The sequence below is a fragment of the Oceanimonas sp. GK1 genome (assembly GCF_000243075.1).
Classification (GTDB): Bacteria; Pseudomonadota; Gammaproteobacteria; order Enterobacterales; family Aeromonadaceae; genus Oceanimonas.
In genome coordinates this window covers 1,630,504-1,653,877 of sequence record NC_016745.1, presented here as the reverse complement: position 1 = coordinate 1,653,877, position 23,374 = coordinate 1,630,504, and the positions used below count along the sequence as shown (strand labels likewise).

The following is a 23,374-nucleotide window of genomic DNA, read 5'->3' as shown; positions in this document are numbered from 1 at the left end:
TGATCAGTTGTCGTGGTAACGCTCGCAGGCGATCAGGGTGTTTTCAATCAAGGACGCCACCGTCATCGGGCCCACACCACCGGGCACCGGCGTGATGTAGGCGGCGCGCTCGGCGGCCACCGCGTATTCCACATCGCCCACCAGACGACCGTCGTCCAGGCGGTTGATACCCACGTCGATCACCACGGCACCGGGCTTGACCCAGTCACCGGGAATAAAGTTGGGCTTGCCCACCGCCACCACCAGCAGATCGGCATTTGCCACCTTGCCGCGCAGATCCTCGGTAAAACGGTGGCAGGTGGTGGTGGTGCAACCGGCCAGCAGCAGCTCCAGGGTCATGGGCCGGCCCACGATATTGGACGCGCCCACCACCACGGCGTTCAGGCCATGGGTCTTGATGTGGCTGCGCTCAATCAGGGTCATGATGCCCTTGGGGGTGCAGGGGCGCAGGGCCGGAATGCGCTGGGCCAGGCGGCCCACGTTGTAGGGGTGAAAGCCGTCCACGTCCTTGTGAGGGTGAATACGCTCTATTACCAGGGTGGTATCGATATGGGCCGGCAGCGGCAATTGCACCAGAATGCCATCTATGGTGGCGTCCTGGTTCAGCTCGTCGATAAGCTCCAGCAGTTGCTGCTCCGTGGTGTGTTCGGGCAAGTCGTGAGACTTGGACACGAACCCGACTTCCTCACAGGCCCGGCGCTTGCTGCCCACGTAAACCTGAGATGCCGGATTGGCTCCCACCAGTATGACCGCCAGGCCGGGGGCCCGTTTGCCGGCGCTTTTGCGGGCAGCCACCCGCTCGGCCACCTGGTTGCGCACCGCCTGTGCAATCGCTTTTCCATCGATTATTTGAGCTGACATCTGCGTTGTTTCTCACCTTTATAAACCTGCGACAATTGTCGCATTTTTTCGCGCCTTTGATAAGAAACCCCGGGCGGATAAAGCCGTTGACCCTGTGGGCCCAAGCCGGTATTATGCCGCCCCGTTGCCGGCAGCCTCGCCGCGCAACATGCGCCCTTAGCTCAGCTGGATAGAGCATCCGCCTTCTAAGCGGATGGTCGCAGGTTCGAGTCCTGCAGGGCGCGCCATTATGTGGTGACCGTAGCTCAGTTGGTAGAGTCCCGGATTGTGATTCCGGTTGTCGCGGGTTCGAGCCCCGTCGGTCACCCCACTGTCTGCCTTACCCTGTTATTCCAGCCCCTGCTTTACCTGCTGTTCCAGATGCGCCACCAGCTCTGCCGGCAACTGCAACCGGTGCGCCAGTGCGTCCAGGTAGGCCCGCTCCGACGCCTCATCGGGATCCACCACCAGCCGGGATGCCAGATACAGCTCCGCCGCCTGCTCCGGGCCTTTGGCCGATGCCACAATCTCGCTCATCGCCACCGGGGCCGAGAGCATGTCGAACACCAGCGCCTTTTCATCCGCCGCCAGCCCCATTTGCTCTACCTGCTCGAAAATCCGTTGCTGCTCGCGGGCATCCACATGGCCATCGGCCTTGGCCGCGCCAATCATGGCCCGCATCAGCGACAGCTGAAACGACTCACCGCCGGCGGCGGGAGCCTGGGGTGAAAAGCGCGGATCCATGCGCTGCCAATCGCCTTCCCGGACCGGCGTGGCCTGCTCCGGTTGCCGCCCCTGCTGCCAGCCCTGATAGGCCTTCCAGGCCATCACGCCGGCGGCGGCCAGGCCCGCGTACTTGAGGCCGCTGCCGGCCATCTTCCGGCCTTTTTTACTGCCCAGCACGGCCCCCAGAATGCCGCCGGTGGCCGCGCCCTTACCAAAGCCCGACGAGTTGCCGAGAAACTTTTTCATCAGTTTTTCCACATCCATCATGGTTCTCCTGTTATGAACTTTATGTGTTGGGATTCGTGAAACTCATCCCAACCTACGCGCTCATTCTGTATCCGGCTGTAGGCGACGCTTTAGCTGGCGCAAACCCGAAGACCACGTGTATTTAAGGCCTGTTGCACAGGCCCTGCCAACTAAAGTGGCAGCTACAATTCCCTAATCCCCTATCCCTAATCCCCATTTTTATCACTGCGGCTCAGCAGGGTTGCCACTCGGTCAAGCAACGCGCGGCGTATGCCGCCCAACTGTTTTTTCTCATCCCCCTGCCAGGGAATGGGCCGGCACAAGTCCATGGTCTGCAGTCCCAGCCGGGCGGTGAGCAGACCGGCGCCCACCCCCTGCCCGGCCCGGGCCGACAGTCGTCCGGCCAGCTCCAGCCCGAGCAAGTCCATGCCGGCGTCAATGGCCGCCTCCGACACCCCCACGTACAGCATATGGTGCAGCACGCCTTTCAGCAGCCGTAACCGGCTGAGCGCCCCCAGCCGAATGCCATAGCATTGGGTGATATCTTCCATCATTTTCAGGTTGCGCCACAGCACCAGCAGCATGTCTACCGCCGCCAGGGGGCTGGCGGCCACCATGACCGCCGCCTCGCCGGACCATTTCAGCACCCGGGCCCGGGCCTGCCGGTCCTGGGTGGCCAGTACCTGACGGCTGTAGAGGCCGAGCACTTCCGTGTCCTGCTCGTCACCGGTGAGGCCGGCCTGCCACTGGGCAAAGGCGTCGCTGTGTTCCAGCCCGCTCTGGCGGGCCAGCTGCTCGCAAAACCCCTGAGCCCGGCCATGGCCCGCTTTCGCCAGCAGCGCTTCGGCCCGCGCCCGCTGGCGCGTCACCCGTTCCAGCCGGCGCAACTGCCTGGCTTCACGCCACAGGCTGCTGCCGGCCGCCAGCGCCAGCAGTGCCAGCGCCAGGCTCCAGGCCGCGCCCAGCCACTGGTTTTGCTGCCAGGTCTGCCACAATGACAAGCCCGAGTGTACCAGCAGCAGTACCATTACCAGGCTGACCGCACTCCACCACAGCCGGTGCCGACGGCGGGGCCGCAACGCCTCGGCGGGGCCGCCGGGGACGGCTTCGGCCTGCAGAAAGTCCTGTTCGGTCAGATCCTGCCCCGGCCGCAATGGCTCGGGCCCGGCCTGATGCAGGGACTGGTCGAGGATCACTTTGCTCTTCAGGGTCACGCGAGTTTGTCTCCCAGTAAAAAGGCCAGCGCCCGGTCCAGGCGCAGATGGGGCAATGGCTGCTCCGGCTGCCAGCCGGGCGGGGCGAAGTCGGTAAAGTCAAAACCCTGATGCTGCCAGAAACCGGCGTCGGGCAGGCTTTCCGGTACCTCGCCCGGATACAGGGTCACCGGCTCGCCGCTCTCCAGGCGTCGGCCCTGCAGGGCCGGAATGGTGTCGCCCTGGTAGCTCACCGTGCCGCTGGTGGTGGCCTTGATGGAGGCCAGCGCCAGGGTCTCGATGTCGATGCCCGAGAGCCTCGCATGACGGTGGCCACCCCGTACCAGGGTGGCAAGCAGGCTCGTCAGCCGGCCGTGCTGATCCGGGGTCAGGTGATCGGCCTTGGTGGCGGCAAACAGCAGCCGGTCGATGCGGGGCGCAAACAAGCGCCGCCACCAGCCGGTTTTGCCATAGTCAAAGCTCTGTACGATGGCATTCACCGCCCGGCCCAGATCCGCAAAGCTGTCGGGGCCGCGGTTGAGGGCACTCAAGCAGTCCACCAGCACTATTTGGCGATCGAAACCGGCGAAATGCTCCCGGTAGAACCCCGCCACCAGGTGCTTTTTATAGTGCTCGAAACGGGTTTCCATCATGCCGTAATGGTGCTGCTCGTTGAGCCCTGCCGCCACCTCGCCCCATACCCAGGGCACAAACTGCAGCATGGGCGCGCCCTGGTATTCCCCGGGCAGAATAAACCGGCCCGGCTGCACCAGATAGGCGCCGCATTCGCGCTTGATGTCGTGCAGCCACTGGGTGTAGGCCGCCGCCAGGGGCGCCAGCACCGCATCATCGGCGGGGTGGTCGGGGGCAATGAGCTTGCCGGCATCGAGCCAGGGCCGGGCCAGCGCGGCCAGTGCCGGGGTGCGCAGCAGTTCGCGCTGCTGGGCGCTCCAGTCGGCATAACTCATGGACAACAGCGGCAGGTCGAGCAGCCATTCACCGGGATAGTCCACCAGCTCCAAGTAAAGGGTGGCGGTGTCCTGCAGCCGGCGCTTGAGCCGGTTTTTGGGGCAGTAACGAATGGCGAGAGTGATTTCACTGATGCCCCGGGTGGGCTCGGGCCAGTGGGGCGGGTTGGCCGACAGCTGACTCAGGGCCGCCTCGTAACCAAAGGCAGGCACATGATGATGACGGCCGGGTACCCGCTGGCTGCCCAGCAGGCGCCCTTCTGCCGCCGGCGGCCAGTGCGGCAGAAGGGCATCCAGCCCGGCATGCTCCAGCTGGTTGACCAGGCTGGTAATAAAGGCGGTCTTGCCGCTGCGGCTCAGGCCGGTGACCGCCAGCCGCAGCCGGCGGTCCAGCCCCCGCTGTACCCAGGATTCGGCCTTGTTGCGCCACTGCCGAAGGGCCGTTTTGTTCATTTGTCCTCGCGCAGATCATTGAATTGTCGTCGCAGGCGAAACTCGCCGGAGGTGATCAGCCGCTCCATGGCGGCGACCCGGCCGTTAAGCCGCGCCAGCCGGCTTTCCAGCCGCTCCAGTGCCTCTCTGGGCGCCAGCCCGGAACGCCAGCCGGCGGCCTTGACGTGCTCCTGATGCGCCGGCGCCTGCTGCTCCCGGGGCAGATCGTCCAGCAACAGCCAGGCGGCGATATACAGCACCAGGGTCAGAAAGCTGGCAAACAGCAGGCCGGTAATGGCCAGCACCCGCACCAGCCAGGGCTCCACCTCCAGCCGCCGGGCAATGCCGGCGCACACGCCGCCCAGTTTGCCGTTGCGCTTGTCACGATAAAGGTTAATCAGCGTCGACGCCATTCGGGCACCTCCTGATCCAGCAGCCGCTCCAGGGTCTCGACCCGCTCGGCCAGCTGCTCGGATTGTTGCAGGGCCTGCTCCAGGCGAGTGCGGGCGTTGTCGTCCAGGCCTTCATCCAGCCGGCGCTTGCTGCGATAGTGCAGCACCAGCCAGATGGGCACCACCAGAAACAGAAAAATGTTTAACGGGGCCACCAGGGCCCAGGCCAGTTCGGTCATTGCTGCTCCTTGTCATCATGCATTTTTGCCTTGAGCCGCTCCAGCTCCTTGCTGATGGCATCGTCCACTTCCAGCTCGGCAAATTCCTGATCCAGGCCCTTGCTCTGGCTGTAGAGATCGGCCCGGGCTTCCAGTTCGTCGATTTTGCGCTCCATGCGATCGAACTTGTCGATGGCCGCCGAGCTTTCACTGCGGCGTACCCGCTCCTGTACCTTGATGCGGCTCTGGGCGCTTTGCTGGCGCAGCTGCATGGCCTGCTGGCGGGCCCGGGCGTCACCCAGCTTGGCTTCCAGCTTGGCAATGGCGTCGGAAAGCTTGTTCATGCTCTCCTCCACCACGGTGCATTCCTGCTCCAGGGCGGTGAGCAGCTCGCTTTGCTTTTTCTTCTCCAGCAGCGCGGCCCGGGCCAGATCTTCCCGCTGCTTGGTCAGCGCCAGCTCGGCCTTGCCCTGCCATTCTTCCACCCGCTCCCGGTGGCGTTCAATCTGGCGCAGCAGATCCTTTTTCTCGGCCAGAAAACGGGCCAGGTTGGAGCGCTCGCGCACCAGCTCGTCTTCCATCTCCTGAATGATCAGTCGCACCATTTTTTCCGGATCCTCTGCCTTGTCGAGCAGGGAGTTGAGGTTGGCATTAATGATATCGGCCATTCTGGAAAATATGCTCATGAGGCGTCTCCTTGATGAAACCACGGGCGGACTGCCCGTGTCTTGGCCCTGATCAATACAAGGTTCGTGCCAGCCTTCACAAGGCGCGCCCAGCCTGGGCGGAAGACGTCACAGCCCCGGTTTTAAGTGGCCAGGCATGGCAAAAAAAACTACTATTTGGCGAAATTAACCAAAGTGTAGCCTTTATGGACAGCGAACTCCTCGGCCAGTCCAACCCCCTGCTCGGGGTACTGGATGAAGTCTCCCGGCTGGCGCCCCTCGACCGGCCGGTGCTGGTGGTGGGCGAGCGCGGCACCGGCAAGGAGCTGGTGGCGCACCGGCTGCATTATCTGTCGACCCGCTGGCAGCAACCCTTTGTCTCCATCAACTGCGCCACCCTGGCCGAAAGCCTGCTGGAAAGCGAGCTGTTCGGCCACGAGGCGGGCGCCTTTACCGGGGCGCAAAAGCGCCATGCGGGCCGTTTTGAGCGGGCCGACGGCGGCACCCTGTTTCTGGACGAGCTGGCCACCACCAGCCCGCGGGTGCAGGAAAAGCTGCTTAGGGTCATTGAATACGGTGAATTTGAGCGGGTGGGCGGCAGCCTGCCGGTGCGGGTGGACGTACGCCTGCTGTGCGCCACCAACCAGGATCTGCCCGGCCTGGTCAATAAAGGCGAGTTCCGCGCCGATCTGCTTGATAGACTGGCCTTTGATGTGATTACATTGCCGCCCCTGCGCGCCCGGGAAGACGACGTGCTCCAGCTGGCGGAGCACTTTGCGGTGAAATGGAGCGCCGAGCTGGGCCGGCCCCTGTTTGCGGGGTTCACCCCCGAGGCGCGCCGGCAGTTGCTGGCCCACCCCTGGCCGGGCAATGTGCGCGAGCTGAAAAACACCGTGGAGCGCAGCCTGTGTCGCCAGCGCGCCCCCGAGCAACCGCTTGCCGCGCTGTGTCTGGATCCGTTTGCCTCGCCCTGGCGACCGGCCATGGAACAAACTGGCCCCGCCCTGGCCTGGCCGCTGGAGCTGAAAACCCATCTGGCGTCACAGGAGCGAACGCTGGTTGAGACGGCGCTGGTCCGGGCCCGTTATAATCAGCGCCAGGCGGCCGAGCTGCTGGGACTGAGTTACCATCAGCTGCGCGGCCTGCTGCGTAAACATGCCGTGGCAACGGCGGCCACGGAACAAAAGGACTGAACATGCGTTTCTGGCTATGCTGGCTCACCGCCCTGCTGCTGGCAGGGTGCGACGGCAGTGACCGACAACTGGCAAAAGAAAGCCTGCTTTACTGCGCGGAAGGCGCTCCCCTCACCTTCAACCCGCAGCTGGCCGCTTCCACCCAGACCCTGGACGCCACCGCCCACCAGCTTTATGACCGGCTGCTGGACATCAACCCCGACACCCTGCAGCCGGAACCGGCTCTGGCGCTGAGCTGGCGCCGCAGTGACGACGGCCTGCGTTACCGCTTTACCCTGCGCCCCGGGGTGCAGTTTCACCATACCGACTGGTTTACTCCCACCCGGCCGCTGAACGCCGACGATGTGGTGTTCAGCTATCAACGGCTGATCGACAAAACCCACCCCTATCATGGAGTCAGCGGCGGCCATTATCCCTTTTTCGACAGCATTGGCCTGAGCACGCTCATTACCGAAGTGAAGGCGCTGGGGCCGCGGGAAGTGGAATTTGTGCTGAGCCGCCCCGATGCCACCTTCATCACCAACCTGGCCACCGACTACGGCGTGATCCTGTCGGCGGAATACGCCGCCCGGCTGCTGGCCGCGGGCACGCCCGAGCGCCTGGATCAGCAGCCGGTGGGCACGGGCCCCTTTTTGCTGGCCCAGTACCGCATTGACGACTTTATCCGCTATTACCGCCACCCCGGCTACTGGCGCGGCGAGGTCCAGCTGGCCCAGCTGGTGTTCGACATCACCCCCAAGTCGTCGAAACGGCTGGCCAAACTGCTCACCGGTGAGTGCGATGTCATGGCCCATCCGGGCGCCAGCCAGATGGCGGTTATTAAGTCTCACCCGGAACTGGTGTTGGATCAGGCCACCGGCATGAATATTTCGGTACTGGCACTCAACACCACAAAGGCGCCTTTTGATGATGTCCGGGTGCGCCGGGCCCTGGCCCTGGCGCTGTCTCGCGATGACATTCTGCAGGCGGTGTATTTCGGCATCGGCTATTCGGCCGAGTCGGTGCTGCCGCCGGTGTCCTGGGGCTACCACCCCAACCTGGTGATGCCGCTGCCCGACACCGACCGCGCCCGCTGGCTGCTGGCCCAGGCCGGGCTGGAAAACGGCTTTGCCATGACCCTGCTGGTGCCGTCGGGCGCGCGCAGCTACAATCCCGACAGCCTCAAAACCGGCCAGCTTATCCAGCGCCGGCTGGGAGAGCTCGGCATTCGCGTGCGGCTGCAAAGCCTGGAGGAGCAAATACTGCGCCGGGAGCTGATGGCCGGCCAGCAGGACGCGGTGCTCACCGGCTGGTCTGCCGACACCCCGGATCCCGACAACATGCTGCACAATCTGCTGAGCTGCCAGGCCATCGCCACCGGTACCAACGCCACCCGCTGGTGCCATCCGCTGTTTGAACAACAGCTGGCGGCGGCCCTTACCGCTCCCAACCTGAGCGAGCGCATCGGCTACTACCACCGCGCCCAGGAAATCGTGCAGCTGGACATGCCGCTGATCCCCCTTAACCATACCCTCAAGCAACAGGCCCACCGGCAGACGGTCAACGGCCTGCAACTGCGCCCCTATGGCGGCGTGGCCCTGCGCCAGGCCTGGAAGGAATAGCCATGCTGATTTACCTGCTGCGACGCTTCAACCTGCTGCTCAGCACCCTGCTGCTGCTCACCCTGCTTGCCTATGGACTGGAGTTTCGCCTGCTGCAACAGGGCGAAGGCGACTTCTGGCATGGCTACTGGCGGTTTCTGCAGGATCTGCTGGCCGGTAACTTCGGCATTTCCAGCGCCACCGGACTGCCGGTGCTGGGGGCCCTTGGGCAGTATTTTCCGGCGACCCTGGAGCTGTGCCTGGCCGCCTTTGTGATCTCCCTGCTGGTGGGGGTGCCGGTAGGTACCCTGGCGGCGGTGCGCCAGGGCCGCTGGCAGGATACCCTGATCCTCACCGGCACCCTGGTGGGCTACTCGGTGCCGGTGTTCTGGCTGGGGCTGCTGCTGGTGATGCTGTTTTCCCTGCACCTGGGCTGGCTGCCGGTGTCGGGCCAGCTCAGCCTGCTGTATGACATCACGCCGGTTACCGGCATCATGACCATCGACACCCTGCTCACCGACCACCCCCACCAATGGGAGTCCTTTATCGATGCCCTGCGCCACCTGGTGTTGCCGGCCCTGGTGCTGGCCATCGTGCCGACCACGGAAGTGATCCGGCAAATCCGCAGCGCCCTGCTGGAAGTGCTCAAGCAAAACTACATTCGCGCGGCCCTGACCAAGGGCTTCAGCGAAACCCATGTGGTGCTGCGCCACGGCCTGCGCAATGCCTTTCCCATGGCCATTCCCACCCTGGGGCTGCAGTTCGGTACCGTGCTCACCTCCGCCATGATGACCGAGATCGTGTTCGACTGGCCGGGCCTGGGTCGCTGGCTGGTGACCAGCATTGCGCTGCAGGACTACGCCGCCATCAAGGGCGGCACCCTGGCCATTGCCACCTTTACCATGGTCGCCAGTGTCGGCATGGACATTCTCTCCACCCTGATCTACCCCAGCAGAAGGAAGGCCATCTATGCCAGCCAGGGCTAACATCTATCCCGAGCTGCACGTCCGCTCGCCCCGGGAGCGGGCCTGGCAGCTGTTTCGCCAGAACACCCTGGCCATGGTGGGCCTGTGGGGGCTCGGCATATTGTGCACCCTGACCCTGCTCGGCCCCTGGCTCGCCCCCTATGCCCCCTATGAACAGTTCAATGAGGCCCTGCTGCTGCCGCCGTCCTGGGCCGATGCGGGCAATGTCGACTTCTTTCTCGGCACCGATGATCTGGGCCGGGACATGCTCTCCCGGCTGATTAACGGCGCCCGGCTGACCTTTGGCAACGCCGTGCTGATTGTGGTGGTGGCGCTCTTTACCGGCAGCGCCATCGGCATTCTCGGGGGCATGAGCCGGGGCCTGAAAGGCAGCATTCTTAACCATCTGCTCGACACCCTGCTGTCGATTCCCTCGCTGCTGCTGGCCATCATCTTCGTGGCCATTCTCGGCCCCGGCCTGTTCAACACCCTGATCGCCATTACCCTGGCGCTCATTCCCCAGTACATCCGCGCCACCTATAACGCGGTGTCGGAAGAAATGCAGAAGGAATACATCACCGCCATTCGCCTGGACGGGGGCAACGCCTGGCGTATTCTGCGCTTTGGTATTGTGCCCAACCTGAGTGATACCCTGGTGAGCCAGACCACCAGGGCGCTGTCGGCGGCCATGCTCGACATTACCGCCGTGGGCTTTCTCGGTCTCGGCGCCCAGCCCCCCCGGCCGGAATGGGGAGCCATGCTGTCCGACGCCATGGATCTGGTGTTTCTGGCGCCCTGGACCGTGACCCTGCCGGGGCTGGCCATCCTGTTCAGCGTGCTGGTGGTGAACATGGTGGGGGAAGGCCTGCGCCAGGCCATTAACGAGGTGATGGACTGATGCCGCTGCTGGATATTCGCAATCTCACCATTGAAATCGACACCCCCCAGGGCATGGTCAAGGCGGTGGACAAGTTCAGCCTGACCCTGGCCGAAGGCGAAATCCGCGGCCTGGTGGGCGAGTCGGGCTCAGGCAAGAGCCTGGTGGCCCAGACCATCGTCGGCATTGAGCGGGACACCTGGCGGGTGACCGCCGACCGCATGTACCTGGACAACGTGGACCTGCAAAGCCTGTCTGCCAAAGAGCGCCGGCTGCTGATGGGTCGGGACATGGCCATGATCTTTCAGGAGCCGTCCACCAGCCTGGATCCGTCGGAGAAGATCGGCGCCCAGCTGGTGGAGGCCATTCCCGCCCGCAGCTTTCGGGGCAAGTGGTGGCAGCGCTGGCACTGGCGCCGCACCCAGGCCATTGGCCTGCTGCACCGGGTGGGCATTCGGGATCACAAAATGGTGATGAACGCCTACCCCTTTCAGCTCTCCGACGGCGAATGCCAGAAGGTGATGATTGCCATGGCCATTGCCAACCAGCCCAAGCTGCTGGTGGCCGACGAGCCCACCAACGCCATGGAGGCCACCAACCAGGCTCAGATATTCCGGCTGCTGGAGCGGGTCAACAAGCTGTCGGGCACCACCATTTTGCTGATTGGCAACGACATCACCAGCTTTGCCCAGCTCACCCACAACATTACCGTCATGTACTGCGGCCAGGCGGTGGAGTCGGGCACCCGGGATCAACTGCTGTCCCGGCCCCACCACCCCTACACCGATGCCCTGCTGCAAATGATGCCGGATCTCGGTGGCAACCTGCCCCACAAGTCCCGGCTCAATACCCTGCCGGGCGCCATTCCGCCGTTGCAAAGCCTGCCTATCGGCTGCCGGCTGGGACCCCGCTGCCCCCGGGCGCAGAAGCAATGCGTGATCACCCCGCCGCTGGCCAAATACAAGGGGCAGAGCTATTACTGCCACTTCCCCCTCAACATGCCGGAGAAAAAACACAAATGATCCGCGCCCCGCTGCTCAAGGTGGACAACCTCAGCAAGGTATTCGTCAACCACACCGGGCTGTTTCGCAAGACCGTGAAAACCGCCTTTCACCCGCTGTCGTTCACCCTGGAGCGGGGCCAGACCCTGGCGCTGATGGGCGATGCGGGCTCGGGCAAGAGCAGCCTGGCCAAGGTGCTGGCCGGGGTGCTGCCGCCCACCCAGGGCAGCATTTTTATTGACGGGGAAAAAATCGAGGCCGGGGATTACAAGAAACGCTGCCAGCTGATCCGCATGATTTTTCAGGATCCCAACACCGCGCTCAACCCGCGTAACCGCATCGGGCAGATCCTGGATGCTCCCCTGCAGCTGAACACCGATCTGGATGCCGAGCAGCGCGAGGCGCTGGTGATGGATACCCTGCGCATGGTGGGGCTGCTGCCGGATCACTACCATTTCTATCCGCAGATGATCTCCACCGGCCAAAAGCAGCGGGTGGCCCTGGCCCGGGCCCTGATCCTCTCCCCCAGCATCATTGTGGCCGACGAGGCCATCTCCAACCTCGACATTTCGGTGCGCTCCCAGATCATCAACCTGCTGCTGAGCCTGCAGCAAAACCTGGGGCTGTCTTACGTGCTGGTGGCCAACGATCTGGGGGTGGTACGTCATATCAGCGATCAGGTGATCCTGATGCACGAGGGCCACGTGGTGGAAGCCGGCCCCAGCCACAAGGTGCTCAATCACCCTCAAAGCGAACAGGCCGCGCGCCTGCTGCAAAGCTACAACAACGAATACCGCTGGCAGCCACCGAAATAATGAAAGCGCGAGCGGCCCGGAGCTTAAGTCAGGCCGGCACGCCGCTGTGAAAACGAAACAGGGAGTCGGGGGCTTGTATCAGCGCCGCTTCCTGCTCACCAAAAAACGCCACCCGATCATCGATACTTTCCCCGGCATAATCCCGGGCCAGCACCAAGTAGTCCCGGTAGTGACGGGCTTCCGAGCGCAGCAGCGACACATAAAACCGGCTCAGCTCCTCATCCAGAAACGGCGCCAATTGAGCAAAGCGCTCGCAGGAGCGGGCTTCGATATAGGCGCCGATGATCAGCCGATCGACGATGGCCGCCGGCTCATGGGTGCGCACATGGGCCAGCAGCCCCTTGGCGTAGCGGGACGCCGACAGGGTGTCGTAAGGCACCTTGCGGGCGGCCATGATTTCCAGCACCTGCTCGAAATGGTGCAGCTCTTCCTGAATAAGCCGTACCATCTTCACCAGCAGATCGTTCTTGGCCAGCTCGTCGAACACTCGGCGGTTGTCCCCCAGCAGGGTCTGCTTGCCCAGCACCTCGCCCTTTTCCGGCAGGGCATCGAGGGACTTGTAAAAGTCGAGATTGGGCAGCAGCTTGCGCTTGTCCCTCGGCAGGCAGTAGCGGCGCACCAGGCTGTGGGCGCTCATCGCCGCCTTCATCTCGCAGTTGGCGTGATCCACCAGCAGCACCGCCAGCCGCGCGGGCTGGCGCGCCTCGGCTATCCACGCCTCAGGGGTGGCGCAGTGCAGAAAGTCATGGATGGGGGCAAGCAGGGTGTTGAATTCGGGGGTTAACGGGCTGGCAGTCACAATCATTACCTGTTCGGTGCAAAAACGGCGGCCCGCAGTGTACCAATTCGCTCCGCCCCAGACAGCCTCGGGCCGGTATTTTTCCTGCCCGGGCTGCACAGGTTTCGAACGAATATAACCCGCCCGGCAGGTACAACGTCAAAACTTGACCCGGATCACAGTTTTCAATTCACGGCAGATATTCGCCTAACATTATCGCGGTTTTTACCTAAAATCCCGCCATCGAATCGTTTGCGTAACCGTTTCGCCAGTTATTTTTCGGTTAATCAGGAGAAGCTGCTTCTCCCTAAAGCAAGGCGCCGCCGTGAAAAAAACCACTCTGCTGAACAGCCACCTCTCCGCCCTGGTGGCAAGCCTGGGCCATACCGACGAAATCACCCTGGGGGATGCCGGCCTGCCGGTGCCCCCGGGAGTGGAACGTATCGATCTGGCGGTGAGCCCAGGCCTGCCGGGCCTTGAAGACACCCTTGCCGCCCTGCTCACCGAGCTGCAGCTGGAGGCGGTAGTACTGGCGGAAGAAATCAAAACGGCGAGCCCCGAGCTGCACCGGCGCCTGCTGGCGCAAATGGCCGAAGCCGCCCATGATCAGGGACGCGACATTGCCGTCCGTTATCTCAGCCATGCCGAGTTCAAGGGCCGCAACGGCCACAGCCGGGCCGTGATCCGCACCGGTGAATGCACGCCCTACGCCAATCTTATTCTGTGCGCCGGCGTGCCCTTCTGAGGAAAACCATGAACCCGATATTGTCTCTTTCCGGCATCGACAAGGCCTTTCCCGGCGTCAAGGCGCTGGATCAGGCCGGCCTCAATGTCTATTCGGGCCAGGTAATGGCCCTGATGGGTGAAAACGGCGCCGGCAAATCCACCCTGATGAAGGTGCTTACCGGCATTTACCAGGCCGATGCCGGCACCATTTGCTACCGGGGGGAAGCTCGCCGTTTTAAAGGCCCGCGCGAGTCGCAGCAGGCCGGCATCGGCATTATTCATCAGGAGCTGAACCTGCTGCCGGAGCTGACCATCGCGGAAAACATCTTTCTCGGACGGGAGCCGATCGGCGCCTTCGGCAACATCGACTGGCGCCGGCTCTATGCCGGTGCGCAGGGCCTGCTGGACCGGTTGCAGATCAGGCACTCTCCCAAAACCCGAGTGGGCGATTTGAGCATTGGCGCTCAGCAAATGGTGGAAATCGCCAAGGCGCTGTCGTTCAACGCCGATGTCATCATCATGGACGAGCCCACCGATGCCCTGACCGACACCGAAACCCGGGCCCTGTTCCGGGTGATAGAAGAGCTGCGCCAGTCCGGCTGCGGCATCGTCTATATCTCCCACCGGCTGGCGGAGATTTTCGAAATCTGCGATCGCATTACCGTGCTGCGCGACGGCAAGTGGATTGGCGAGCAAGCGGTGGCCGACATCGACGAGGATCGGCTGATTGAAATGATGGTGGGCCGCCGGCTGGATGAGCAGTATCCGCGCCTGGCCGTGCCCGCTGGCAAGGAAGTGCTGCGGGTAGAAGGACTTTCCGGCCCCGGCGTCAAGCACGTCAGCTTTACCCTGAAGGAAGGCGAAATTCTCGGCTTCTCCGGGCTGATGGGCGCCGGTCGCACCGAGCTGGCGCGCATTCTCTATGGCGCCCTGCCCCGTAACGGCGGCACCGTCACCCTGGCGGGCCAGCCCTACCACGCCACGACCCCCCACCAGGGGCTGGAGGCGGGCATCGCCTACATCTCCGAAGACCGCAAGGGCGACGGCCTGGTGCTGGGGCTGTCGGTGCTGGCCAACATGAGCCTGTCGGCGCTGGCCGAGTTCAGCAAGGGGCCCCAGCTCGATCACGGCGCCGAACGCCACGCGGTGGACGAATTCATTCGGCTGTTCAACATCAAGACCCCCGGGCGCGAGCAGCTTATCGGCAACCTCTCCGGCGGTAATCAGCAAAAGGTGGCCATCGCCAAAGGACTGATGACCCAGCCCAAAGTGCTGATCCTGGACGAGCCCACCCGGGGCGTGGACGTGGGCGCCAAAAAAGAAATCTATCAGCTGATCAACCGCTTCAAGCAACAGGGCATGGCCATATTGCTGCTGTCCTCCGACATGCCGGAAGTATTGGGCATCAGTGATCGCATCATGGTAATGCACGAAGGGCGCATTACCGGTGAATTCGAGGCCGCCGAGGCCACTCAGGAACAACTGCTGGCCGCCGCCGTGAGCCAGGCGCAACAAGAGGAAATGGCATGAACACCGCACTCAACTCCGGCCGTCGCTGGTTCAGCAAGGAATGGCTGATCGCCCAGAAATCGCTGATCGCCCTGTTCCTGCTGATTGCGGTGGTCTCTGTGCTCAACCCCAACTTCTTTACCGTCGACAACCTGCTCAACATTTTGCGCCAGACCTCGGTCAACGCCATTATCGCCGTGGGCATGACCCTGGTGATCCTCACCGCCGGCATCGATTTGAGCGTGGGCTCGGTGCTGGCCCTGTGCGGCGCCTTTGCCGCCAGCATGGTGTCGATGGAGCTGTCCATTTTCATCACCCTGCCGGCGGTGCTGCTGGCAGGCTTTGCCCTTGGCGGGGTCAGCGGGGTGATCGTGGCCAAGGGCCGGGTGCAGGCCTTTATCGCCACCCTGGTGACCATGACCCTGCTGCGGGGCGTGACCATGGTGTATACCGACGGCCGGCCCATTTCCACCGGTTTTACCGATACCGCCGATCTGTTCGCCTGGTTCGGCACCGGCTATGTGTTCGGCATTCCGGTGCCGGTGTGGCTGATGGGACTGACCTTTCTCGGCGCCTGGTACCTGCTCAACCACACCCGCTTTGGCCGCTACATTTACGCCGTGGGCGGCAACGAGGCGGCGGCCCGGCTCTCGGGCATCAACGTGGCCCGGGTAAAAATGGGCGTTTACGCCATCTGCGGCATGCTGTCGGCGCTGGCGGCCATTATCGTCACCAGCCGGCTGTCGTCGGCTCAGCCCACCGCCGGCACCAGCTACGAGCTGGACGCCATCGCCGCCGTGGTACTGGGCGGCACCAGCCTGGCCGGCGGCCGGGGCGCCATTATGGGCACCCTGATCGGTGCGCTGATTATCGGCTTTCTCAACAACGCCCTGAACCTGCTCGATGTGTCGTCCTATTACCAGATGATCGCCAAGGCCTCGGTGATCCTGCTGGCGGTACTGGTCGACAACAAGAACAAGTAACCCAATGAAAAGGACCATCATCATGAAAAAACTGACGACCCTGCTGTCCACGGCGCTGGTCAGCGCCACCCTGACCGCCGGCGCCTACGCCCAGGATACCCTGGCGCTGGTGATCTCCACCCTCAACAACCCCTTCTTCGTGACCATGAAGGAAGGCGCCGAGCAAAAGGCCGCCGAGCTCGGTTACAACCTGATCGTGCTCGACTCCCAGAACGATCCGGCCAAGGAGCTGGCCAACGTGGAAGACCTGAGCGTGCGGGGCGCCAAGGTGCTGCTGATCAACCCCACCGACTCCGATGCGGTGGCCAATGCCATTCGCCTGGCCAATCGCGCCAATCTGCCGGTGCTGACCCTGGACCGCGCCGCCAGCCGGGGCGAGGTGGTCTCCCACATCGCCTCCGACAACGTGGCCGGCGGCAAAATGGCCGGCGACTTTATCGCCGAACAGGTGGGGGCCGACGCCAGGGTGATCCAGCTGGAAGGCATTGCCGGCACCAGCGCCGCCCGGGAGCGCGGCGAAGGTTTTGCCCAGGCGATGAGCGAGCACGGCCTGACCCTGATGGCCAGCCAGCCTGCCGATTTTGACCGTACCAAGGGCCTGAACGTGATGGAAAACCTGCTCACCGGCAACCCGGACGTGCAGGCGGTGTTTGCCCAGAACGACGAAATGGCGCTGGGCGCCCTGCGCGCGCTACAGGCCGCCAACAAGCAAGAGGTGCTGATCGTGGGCTTTGACGGCACCGAAGACGGCATCAAGGCGGTGCAAGGCGGCCGGCTGGCGGCCACCATTGCCCAGCAGCCCGGCGAAATCGGCGCCATCGCGGTGGAAACCGCGGTCAGGGTGCTGAACGGCGAGACCGTGGCCGACCATATTCCGGTACCGCTGCAGGTGATCAGCAAATAACTTCTCTGGCCACTCCCGCTTTCGCAGGAGTGGCCTATTAGCCAAGGCATTTTAGAGCAAGCATCATGACCTTAACCGTAACCGGCAGCATCAATATCGATCACGTCATTCGGCTGCCCCAGTTTCCCCGCCCCGGCGAAACCCTCACCGGCCATGACTACCGCATCGTGCCCGGAGGCAAGGGCGCCAATCAGGCGGTGGCCGCCGCCCGGGCCGGCGCCGCCACCCGGCTGGTGGCCTGCGTGGGTGAAGATCCCATGGCCGGCGATCTGCTGGCCGGTTTCGCCGCCGACGGCATTAACATCAACGCCATCGACACCGTGCCCGGGGTCAACACCGGGGTGGCGCTGATCCAGGTCAACGACGCCGGCGAAAACACCATCGCCCTGGCCGCCGGCGCCAACGCCGCCCTGACGCCAGAACGGCTGGAGCGCCATGCCAGCGCCCTGTTTTGCGATCAGCTGCTGTTGCAGCTGGAAATCCCCCTGGAAACCAACCTGGCCGCCGCCCGCCTCGCCCGCGCTCAGGGAGCCAACGTGGTGCTCAACCCCGCCCCCGCCCAGGCCCTGCCCGACGAGCTGCTGACGCTGGTGGATGTCATCACCCCCAACGAGACCGAAGCCGAGCGGCTCACCGGCATCGCGGTCAACGACGACGCCGGGGCCGCGGCCGCCGCTCAGGCGCTGCATGCGCGGGGCATTGCCACCGTGATCATCACCCTCGGCGCCCGGGGCGTGTGGCTGAGCGAGGCCGGCCGGGGCCGGCGCATGCCCGGCTTTGCGGTGCAGGCAGTGGACACCACGGCGGCAGGAGACACCTTTAACGGCGCCCTGGTTGCCGCCCTGCAGCAGGGCCTGGCGCTGGAGCCGGCGGTACGCTTCGCTCAGGCCGCGGCGGCCATTTCCGTGACCCGCCCCGGCGCCCAGACCTCGGTGCCCTACAGGGCCGACATCGAGGCCCTGCTGGAGCAAGATTAATGGCCACCATCAAGGACGTGGCAAGAATGGCCGGGGTTTCCACTTCCACCGTCAGCCATGTGCTCAACAAGACCCGCTTTGTCAGCCCGGAGATCACCGCAAGGGTGCAGCAGGCCATCGACCAGCTGCACTACACCCCCTCGGCGCTGGCCCGCAGCCTCAAGGTCAATCAGACCCGCACCCTGGGGATGCTGGTGACCTCCAGCACCAACCCGTTTTTTGCCGAGGTGGTGCAGGGGGTGGAGCAGCGTTGCTACGAGCTGGGCTACAGCCTGGTGCTGTGCAATACCGGCGGTGACCGGGCGCGGCTCGGCGCCAGCCTCGACATGCTGCAGCAAAAGCGGGTGGACGGCATTATCGTGATGTGTACCCAGGCCAACCTTAATGATGGCGCCTTTGACCGTCATGCCAGCCTGCCCCTGGTGCTGGCGGACTGGGGCCCCATGGGCTTGAAGGCAGATCTCATCAAGGACTCGGGCCAGCAGGGCGGCCGGCTGGCCACCGAGCATCTGATAAGCCTGGGTCATCGCCATATCGGCTGCATCACCGGTCCCGCCGGGCAGCGCGCCAGCGATGAACGACTGGCCGGCTTCAGGACCTCCATGGCCGCCGCCGGCCTGGCGGTGCGGGAGGAATGGATATTGGAGGGTGGCTTTGAGCTGGCCGGCGGCAAGGCAGCCATGGCGCACCTGCTGACCCAGCCCGAACGCCCCACGGCGGTGTTTGCCTGCAACGACATGATGGCGGCCGGTGCCCTGCGGGCGCTGGCCGATACGGGGGTGAAAGTGCCCGAGCAGATGTCGGTGGTGGGCTACGACAACATCGAGCTGGCCCGCTACCTGGTGCCGCGGCTAACCAGCATAGAGCAGCCCAAGGCGGTGCTGGGGGCACTGGCGGTGGATACCCTGCTGGCCCGTATTCGGGAACCCCACGCCCCTCGCCGCCTGTTGCCCCTGGAGCCGGCCCTGGTGGTGCGGGAAAGCAGCGCACCGCTGGTCATTTGAGCCCACTCCGGTTAGCCTCGGGGTTTTGCTTCTAACCACGATGAACCTCATGAACCATCATCAGAAAGGGCTGCTGCTGACGGCCCTGGGGGTATTGATCATCTCCCCCGACGCCCTGCTGCTGCGACTTATCAGTATTCCGCCGGATCAGCTGGTGCTGTGGCGCGCCCTGTTTAACCTGCTGGGCTTTTGGCTGATCGTGGTGGCCCGCCACCGCTCGGCCTGGCCCGGGGCCTTTCGCGTCTGCGGTCTGACCGGCGTGGGCTGTGCCCTGATGTTTACCATCGGCACCTTTGGTTTTGTGCTCGGCAACCACTTCACCAAGGCCGGCAACGTACTGGTGATCCTGGCCTCCACGCCCCTGATTGCCGCCCTGCTGAGCCGGGTGTTTCTGCACGAACGGCTGCCATTGCGCACCTGGCTGGCCATTGGCGCCTGTCTGTTCGGCATCAGTCTGATTGTGCTCGACGACGCCGGTGACGGCTCCCTGCTCGGCAACCTGCTGGCCCTGATGGCCGCCTTGGGACTGGCGGGCAACCTGACCCTGGCCCGCAGTAAGCCCGGTGTTGATATGAGCCCCATGCTGGCCCTGAGCGGCCTGTTCACCGCGAGCCTGGCGCTGGCCTGGAGCGGTCAGGTGGTGCTGCCCGGCGCCGTGGATCTGGGCTGGCTGGTACTGCTGTGTCTGGTGCTGCTGCCGGCAGGCTTTACCCTGATCCAGCGCGGCCCGCTCTATCTGCCGTCGGCGGAAGTGAGCCTGCTGATGTTGCTGGAAACCGTGTTCGGCACCCTGCTGGTGTGGCTGTTTTTGAGCGAACGGCCCAGCAATCAGGGGCTGCTGGGCGGTGCCATCGTGCTGCTGGCGATGATCGTCAAAAGCGCCCTGGACCGGCGCAAATACCGGCAACATGTGCAGCCGGTGCTGTCATCCCAGGAGCAGTCCTGAGCCCCTTTGCTTTACCCGCCGGCAGCCCTGCGGGTACACTTGAAGCATTACTTTCGTACAGGTGACGACAATGAAGCAGTTTGCCGAATTCCTTCCGCTGATCATTTTTTTCGTGGTCTACAAGACGGTGGATATCTACGCCGCCACCGGCGCCCTGATGGCCGCCACCTGCGTGCAGATGCTGGTGCAGTGGCTGCGCCACAAAAAGTTGGAAAAAATGCACCTGATCACCCTGGTGCTGGTGCTGGGCTTTGGCGGCATGACCATGTTTTTTCACGATGACGCCTTTATCAAGTGGAAGGTCACCGCGGTCAACGGCCTGTTTGCCCTGGGCCTGCTCATCAGCCGCTACGGCTTTGGCAAGAACCTCATTCAGCAGATGCTGGGCAAGGAGCTGACCCTGCCTGGCTCGGTATGGGACAGGGCCAACCTGGCCTGGGCCGGTTTTTTTGCCTTTTGCGGCGCCCTGAATGTCTATGTGGCATTCAGTCTGCCCCAGGAATGGTGGGTCAATTTCAAGGTGTTCGGCCTGCTGGGCCTGACCCTGTTGTTTACGGTCGCCACCGTGCTCTATCTCTATCGCCAGCAACCGGTACAATCCGGACCCAATAACCAACGTTAAGGACAATTTTCATGTGGTACGTGATTTTCAGCCAGGATAACCCCAACAGCCTGCCCCTGCGCAAGGAAGCCCGCCCGGCCCATCTGGCCCGGCTGCAGGCCCTGGCCGATGAAGGCCGCCTGCTGGTGGCCGGTCCCAACCCCGCCATTGATGCCGAGGATCCCGCCGAGGCTGGCTTTACCGGCAGCACCGTCATTGCCGAGTTCGACTCACTCGAAGCCGCCCAGAGCTGGGCCGACGCCGACCCTTACGTGGCTGCCGGCGTGTATGCCAGCGTCATCGTCAAGCCGTTCAAGCAAGTGCTGCCCTGAGCCGGTACTGATCCGGGCCTGGCCCGGACTGCCTTCTCCTACCTCGATGCCGGCCTTCGCGCCGGCATTTTATTGCCCCTGTCTGCAACCGGCCGCCACCGGTTTCCGTTTAAAGTTTGCACAAATCAGGTTTCTGAACGAGTCTTTAATGGTCCTGAACAGACAGGACTCAACGGGAGCAACCCAAAGGAGACACGGAAATGAAAAAACTGTTTGCCCCTGCTCTGTTGTCGATGCTGCTGGCCACCGGCCTACCGGCGCTGGCCAATGAAGCGGACAACGCCGACAGCGTGGTGGTCACCAGCATCAACATCAATACCGCCACGCCGGAGCAACTGGCCCAGCTGTCCGGCATTGGACCGGCCAAGGCCGACGCCATTGTGGAGTACCGCGACACCAACGGTCCCTTCTCCTCGGTGGACGATCTGGTTCAAGTCAGGGGAATAGGCGAGGCCACGGTGGAAAAGAACCGGCACCTGCTGAGCAATTAAGACAGCGACACTGACGGCACTGCCCCTTTCGGCCCGTGGCCGAAAGGGGCAGCTTTGGTTATGATACCGGCTTTGTTTTCAACGGCGATGATCCCATGTCACACCAACAATCCATTCGCAAGGCCGTGATCCCCGTGGCCGGCCTCGGCACCCGCATGCTGCCCGCCACCAAGGCCATTCCCAAGGAAATGCTGCCGGTGGTCGACAAGCCGCTTATCCAGTACGTGGTCAACGAGGCCGTTCAGGCCGGTATCAAGGAAATTGTGCTGGTCACCCACGCCAGTAAGAACTCCATTGAAAACCATTTCGACACCAGCTTTGAGCTGGAAGCCACCCTGGAAAAACGGGTCAAGCGCCAGCTGCTGAGTGAAGTGCAGAACATCTGCCCGCCCGATGTCACCATCATGCATGTGCGTCAGGGCGAGGCCCGGGGCCTGGGGCACGCCATTCTCTGTGCCCGCCCGCTGGTGGGGGATGCCCCCTTTGCCATTCTGCTGCCCGACGTGCTGATCGACGATGCCGCCTGCGATCTGGGCCGGGATAACCTGGCCGCCATGATCGCCGCCTTTGATGAAACCGGCCACAGCCAGATCCTGGTGGAGCCGGTGGCCGACGCGCTGGTGGATCAGTTTGGTATTGTCGACCTGGGTAACGCCAGCCTGGCCCAGGGCGAGTCGGCGGCCATTACCGCCATGGTGGAAAAACCGGCCCGGGAAGAGGCGCCGTCAAACCTGTCGGTCGTGGGCCGTTATGTGCTGCCGGCCAGCATCTGGCCGCTGCTGCAAAAAACCCCGCTGGGCAAGGGCGACGAAATTCAGCTGACCGATACCATCGCCATGCTGATGGACAAGGAGCGGGTTGATGCCCACCACATTACCGGCAAAAGCCACGATTGCGGCAGCAAGCTGGGCTACATGAAAGCCAATGTGGAATATGGCCTGCGCCACAAGGAGCTGGGCGAAGATTTTCGCCGCTATCTGCAACAGCTGTTGCCGGCTCAGTAAGGCGCACGGCGGGCGGTGAGCTCAATGCGACCGCCGTGGCTGCCACTGAGGCTGAGCTGCAGCGGAAAGCGGCAGGGCTGATACCAGGGACTGGCGGTGAAATCGCCTCGCCCCAGGGGGCCGGCGTTGCAGCAGGCCAGCCAGTCACAGCCGGTCATGCCGCCGTTGGCCACCTCCAGGGTGTTGCTGTCGGCCCTGAGCCTGAGCAACAACAGGTTGACGCCGGCATTCAGCTCCGTCTCAAACAGCCGCTGATTAAAATATTCCAGGGTGCGGGCCGGGCTTTCCAGCAAGCGGTTCCCTCTGCGTTGATACTGACGCAGGGGCTCATGCAGCAGAAACGCCACCAGCAACATCAGCATGGGCGTATCCTGATGCAGCGGATCGAACTCCGCCGCCAGCAACAGCAAGTCCTGCTCCAGTCGCACCGACTGGGTCAGCACCCAGGGCGTACGGTAATGGCAGCTCAGGTGCCAGCTGCCCAGTTGCAACTCTCCCGATGCCCCCAGATCCCGCAACAGCCGTGACGCGGCCATGTCCTGGCGGCGATAAAACGCCAGATGGGACTCAAACTCCGCCAGCTCTCGTTGCGCCTGCTGACTGACCGGCAACAGACAGGCCGCCAGCCGCCGCTTGACCGAGCTCCAGTCCTGTACCGGCTTGACCAGATAATCAACGGCGCCGGCCTGCAGTGCCGCCGCCACTTCGGCCATTTTTCCCTCACTGGAGATGGCAACGAAGGGGGCCAGGACATGATGCCGGCGAAATTCGGTCAGCAACGACGCCTGCCCGTTGACGGGTAATCCGAGGTTGCCCAGCACCAGATCGGGCCACCACCTCGCGGCCAGCTGCACCCCCTGCTCCAGGGTATCGGCTTCCAGCACCCGGGCGCCCCACAACTCCAGGTAGGCCAGCATCTGGCGCCGGAACAGGGCGTCGTCATCCAGCAACAATATGCATGGGTTTCGCATGAACATGACGTAATCCGCGAATGAAAATGATACCTAA

At 63.5% G+C, this 23,374-nt stretch carries 26 protein-coding genes and 2 tRNA genes; 19 read left to right on the top strand and 9 right to left on the bottom strand.

Features of this window, described 5'->3' with window-relative positions; genetic code table 11:
- Window positions 1-3 precede the first annotated feature (3 nt).
- On the bottom strand, window positions 4-861 hold the full coding sequence (folD, locus tag GU3_RS07910) for a bifunctional methylenetetrahydrofolate dehydrogenase/methenyltetrahydrofolate cyclohydrolase FolD (protein ID WP_014292004.1): 858 nt from the start codon (window positions 859-861) through the stop codon (window positions 4-6).
- A gap of 150 nt (window positions 862-1,011) precedes the next feature.
- Between folD and GU3_RS07905 the strand changes: the two genes are divergently transcribed.
- Both GU3_RS07905 and GU3_RS07900 read left to right on the top strand, forming a co-directional pair.
- Window positions 1,012-1,088 (top strand) — tRNA-Arg (locus GU3_RS07905).
- A 7-nt stretch (window positions 1,089-1,095) separates the two neighbouring features.
- Window positions 1,096-1,171: transfer RNA gene (locus GU3_RS07900), tRNA-His, on the top strand.
- Window positions 1,172-1,188: 17 nt separating this feature from the next.
- Here the strand turns inward: GU3_RS07900 and GU3_RS07895 are convergent.
- The 6 genes from GU3_RS07895 to pspA all read right to left on the bottom strand — a co-directional run bounded on the left by GU3_RS07895 (window position 1,189) and on the right by pspA (window position 5,701).
- Window positions 1,189-1,833 carry a tellurite resistance TerB family protein gene (locus GU3_RS07895; RefSeq protein ID WP_193372538.1) on the bottom strand — a complete coding sequence of 215 codons (645 nt, stop codon included), beginning with the start codon at window positions 1,831-1,833 and terminating at the stop codon, window positions 1,189-1,191.
- 185 nt (window positions 1,834-2,018) lie between these two features.
- Window positions 2,019-3,026, bottom strand: coding sequence for a YcjF family protein (locus GU3_RS07890; RefSeq protein WP_014292002.1), 1,008 nt, complete (start codon window positions 3,024-3,026; stop codon window positions 2,019-2,021).
- Window positions 3,023-4,426: a YcjX family protein gene (locus tag GU3_RS07885; protein WP_014292001.1), complete on the bottom strand. Its 1,404-nt coding sequence runs from the start codon at window positions 4,424-4,426 to the stop codon at window positions 3,023-3,025. The genes GU3_RS07890 and GU3_RS07885 overlap by 4 nt, the downstream gene beginning before the upstream one ends.
- Window positions 4,423-4,818, bottom strand: coding sequence for an envelope stress response membrane protein PspC (gene pspC / locus GU3_RS07880; RefSeq protein ID WP_014292000.1), 396 nt, complete (start codon window positions 4,816-4,818; stop codon window positions 4,423-4,425). Before pspC ends, GU3_RS07885 begins: the two co-directional genes overlap by 4 nt.
- Window positions 4,803-5,036 carry an envelope stress response membrane protein PspB gene (gene pspB, locus GU3_RS07875; RefSeq protein WP_014291999.1) on the bottom strand — a complete coding sequence of 78 codons (234 nt, stop codon included), beginning with the start codon at window positions 5,034-5,036 and terminating at the stop codon, window positions 4,803-4,805. The genes pspC and pspB overlap by 16 nt, the downstream gene beginning before the upstream one ends.
- Window positions 5,033-5,701, bottom strand: a complete 669-nt coding sequence (gene pspA, locus GU3_RS07870) for a phage shock protein PspA (RefSeq protein ID WP_014291998.1) — start codon at window positions 5,699-5,701, stop codon at window positions 5,033-5,035. The genes pspB and pspA overlap by 4 nt, the downstream gene beginning before the upstream one ends.
- A gap of 185 nt (window positions 5,702-5,886) precedes the next feature.
- Between pspA and pspF the strand changes: the two genes are divergently transcribed.
- The 6 genes from pspF to GU3_RS07840 are packed head-to-tail and all read left to right on the top strand — an operon-like array spanning window position 5,887 to window position 12,111.
- A complete protein-coding gene (gene pspF, locus GU3_RS07865) occupies window positions 5,887-6,873 on the top strand; it encodes a phage shock protein operon transcriptional activator (RefSeq protein WP_014291997.1) in 987 nt (328 codons plus the stop codon).
- 2 nt (window positions 6,874-6,875) lie between these two features.
- Window positions 6,876-8,474, top strand: a complete 1,599-nt coding sequence (locus tag GU3_RS07860) for an ABC transporter substrate-binding protein (RefSeq protein WP_014291996.1) — start codon at window positions 6,876-6,878, stop codon at window positions 8,472-8,474.
- A gap of 2 nt (window positions 8,475-8,476) precedes the next feature.
- A complete protein-coding gene (locus GU3_RS07855; RefSeq protein ID WP_014291995.1) occupies window positions 8,477-9,439 on the top strand; it encodes an ABC transporter permease subunit in 963 nt (320 codons plus the stop codon).
- The gene (locus GU3_RS07850) at window positions 9,423-10,316 is read left to right on the top strand and encodes an ABC transporter permease subunit (protein ID WP_014291994.1); all 894 of its coding nucleotides are present in this window, start codon (window positions 9,423-9,425) and stop codon (window positions 10,314-10,316) included. Before GU3_RS07855 ends, GU3_RS07850 begins: the two co-directional genes overlap by 17 nt.
- Window positions 10,316-11,317 (top strand): oligopeptide/dipeptide ABC transporter ATP-binding protein, encoded by a 1,002-nt coding sequence (locus GU3_RS07845; RefSeq protein ID WP_014291993.1) that lies wholly within the window; start codon window positions 10,316-10,318, stop codon window positions 11,315-11,317. The genes GU3_RS07850 and GU3_RS07845 overlap by 1 nt, the downstream gene beginning before the upstream one ends.
- The gene (locus GU3_RS07840; protein WP_014291992.1) at window positions 11,314-12,111 is read left to right on the top strand and encodes an ATP-binding cassette domain-containing protein; all 798 of its coding nucleotides are present in this window, start codon (window positions 11,314-11,316) and stop codon (window positions 12,109-12,111) included. The genes GU3_RS07845 and GU3_RS07840 overlap by 4 nt, the downstream gene beginning before the upstream one ends.
- 28 nt (window positions 12,112-12,139) lie before the next feature.
- Here GU3_RS07840 and GU3_RS07835 read toward each other — a convergent pair whose 3' ends face one another.
- A complete protein-coding gene (locus GU3_RS07835; RefSeq protein WP_014291991.1) occupies window positions 12,140-12,916 on the bottom strand; it encodes a tRNA-(ms[2]io[6]A)-hydroxylase in 777 nt (258 codons plus the stop codon).
- 298 nt (window positions 12,917-13,214) lie between these two features.
- Between GU3_RS07835 and rbsD the strand changes: the two genes are divergently transcribed.
- The 11 genes from rbsD (at window position 13,215) to galU (ending at window position 22,366) form a co-directional block, all read left to right on the top strand.
- Complete coding sequence (gene rbsD, locus GU3_RS07830) at window positions 13,215-13,634, top strand: D-ribose pyranase (protein WP_014291990.1); 420 nt, start codon at window positions 13,215-13,217, stop codon at window positions 13,632-13,634.
- A gap of 8 nt (window positions 13,635-13,642) precedes the next feature.
- Window positions 13,643-15,145, top strand: a complete 1,503-nt coding sequence (gene rbsA / locus GU3_RS07825) for a ribose ABC transporter ATP-binding protein RbsA (RefSeq protein ID WP_014291989.1) — start codon at window positions 13,643-13,645, stop codon at window positions 15,143-15,145.
- Window positions 15,142-16,107: a ribose ABC transporter permease gene (gene rbsC / locus GU3_RS07820; RefSeq protein WP_014291988.1), complete on the top strand. Its 966-nt coding sequence runs from the start codon at window positions 15,142-15,144 to the stop codon at window positions 16,105-16,107. The genes rbsA and rbsC overlap by 4 nt, the downstream gene beginning before the upstream one ends.
- Before the next feature lie 22 nt (window positions 16,108-16,129).
- Entirely contained in the window at window positions 16,130-17,011 is an 882-nt protein-coding gene (gene rbsB, locus GU3_RS07815) for a ribose ABC transporter substrate-binding protein RbsB (protein ID WP_014291987.1), read from the top strand.
- Window positions 17,012-17,073: 62 nt separating this feature from the next.
- Window positions 17,074-17,988: a ribokinase gene (gene rbsK / locus GU3_RS07810; protein ID WP_202798293.1), complete on the top strand. Its 915-nt coding sequence runs from the start codon at window positions 17,074-17,076 to the stop codon at window positions 17,986-17,988.
- Window positions 17,988-18,992 carry a substrate-binding domain-containing protein gene (locus tag GU3_RS07805; protein ID WP_014291985.1) on the top strand — a complete coding sequence of 335 codons (1,005 nt, stop codon included), beginning with the start codon at window positions 17,988-17,990 and terminating at the stop codon, window positions 18,990-18,992. Before rbsK ends, GU3_RS07805 begins: the two co-directional genes overlap by 1 nt.
- Window positions 18,993-19,041: 49 nt before the next feature.
- On the top strand, window positions 19,042-19,938 hold the full coding sequence (locus GU3_RS07800; RefSeq protein ID WP_014291984.1) for a DMT family transporter: 897 nt from the start codon (window positions 19,042-19,044) through the stop codon (window positions 19,936-19,938).
- Between the two features lie 70 nt (window positions 19,939-20,008).
- A complete protein-coding gene (locus GU3_RS07795) occupies window positions 20,009-20,560 on the top strand; it encodes a septation protein A (RefSeq protein ID WP_014291983.1) in 552 nt (183 codons plus the stop codon).
- Between the two features lie 11 nt (window positions 20,561-20,571).
- Window positions 20,572-20,871: a YciI family protein gene (locus tag GU3_RS07790; RefSeq protein ID WP_014291982.1), complete on the top strand. Its 300-nt coding sequence runs from the start codon at window positions 20,572-20,574 to the stop codon at window positions 20,869-20,871.
- Window positions 20,872-21,071: 200 nt separating this feature from the next.
- The gene (locus tag GU3_RS07785) at window positions 21,072-21,362 is read left to right on the top strand and encodes a helix-hairpin-helix domain-containing protein (RefSeq protein ID WP_014291981.1); all 291 of its coding nucleotides are present in this window, start codon (window positions 21,072-21,074) and stop codon (window positions 21,360-21,362) included.
- 95 nt (window positions 21,363-21,457) lie between these two features.
- Window positions 21,458-22,366 carry a UTP--glucose-1-phosphate uridylyltransferase GalU gene (gene galU / locus GU3_RS07780; protein ID WP_041543595.1) on the top strand — a complete coding sequence of 303 codons (909 nt, stop codon included), beginning with the start codon at window positions 21,458-21,460 and terminating at the stop codon, window positions 22,364-22,366.
- On the opposite strand, the gene GU3_RS07775 is transcribed toward galU, so the two are convergent.
- Complete coding sequence (locus GU3_RS07775) at window positions 22,360-23,337, bottom strand: response regulator (protein WP_237711173.1); 978 nt, start codon at window positions 23,335-23,337, stop codon at window positions 22,360-22,362. The two genes, galU and GU3_RS07775, sit on opposite strands and share 7 nt — an antisense overlap.
- Window positions 23,338-23,374 lie beyond the last annotated feature (37 nt).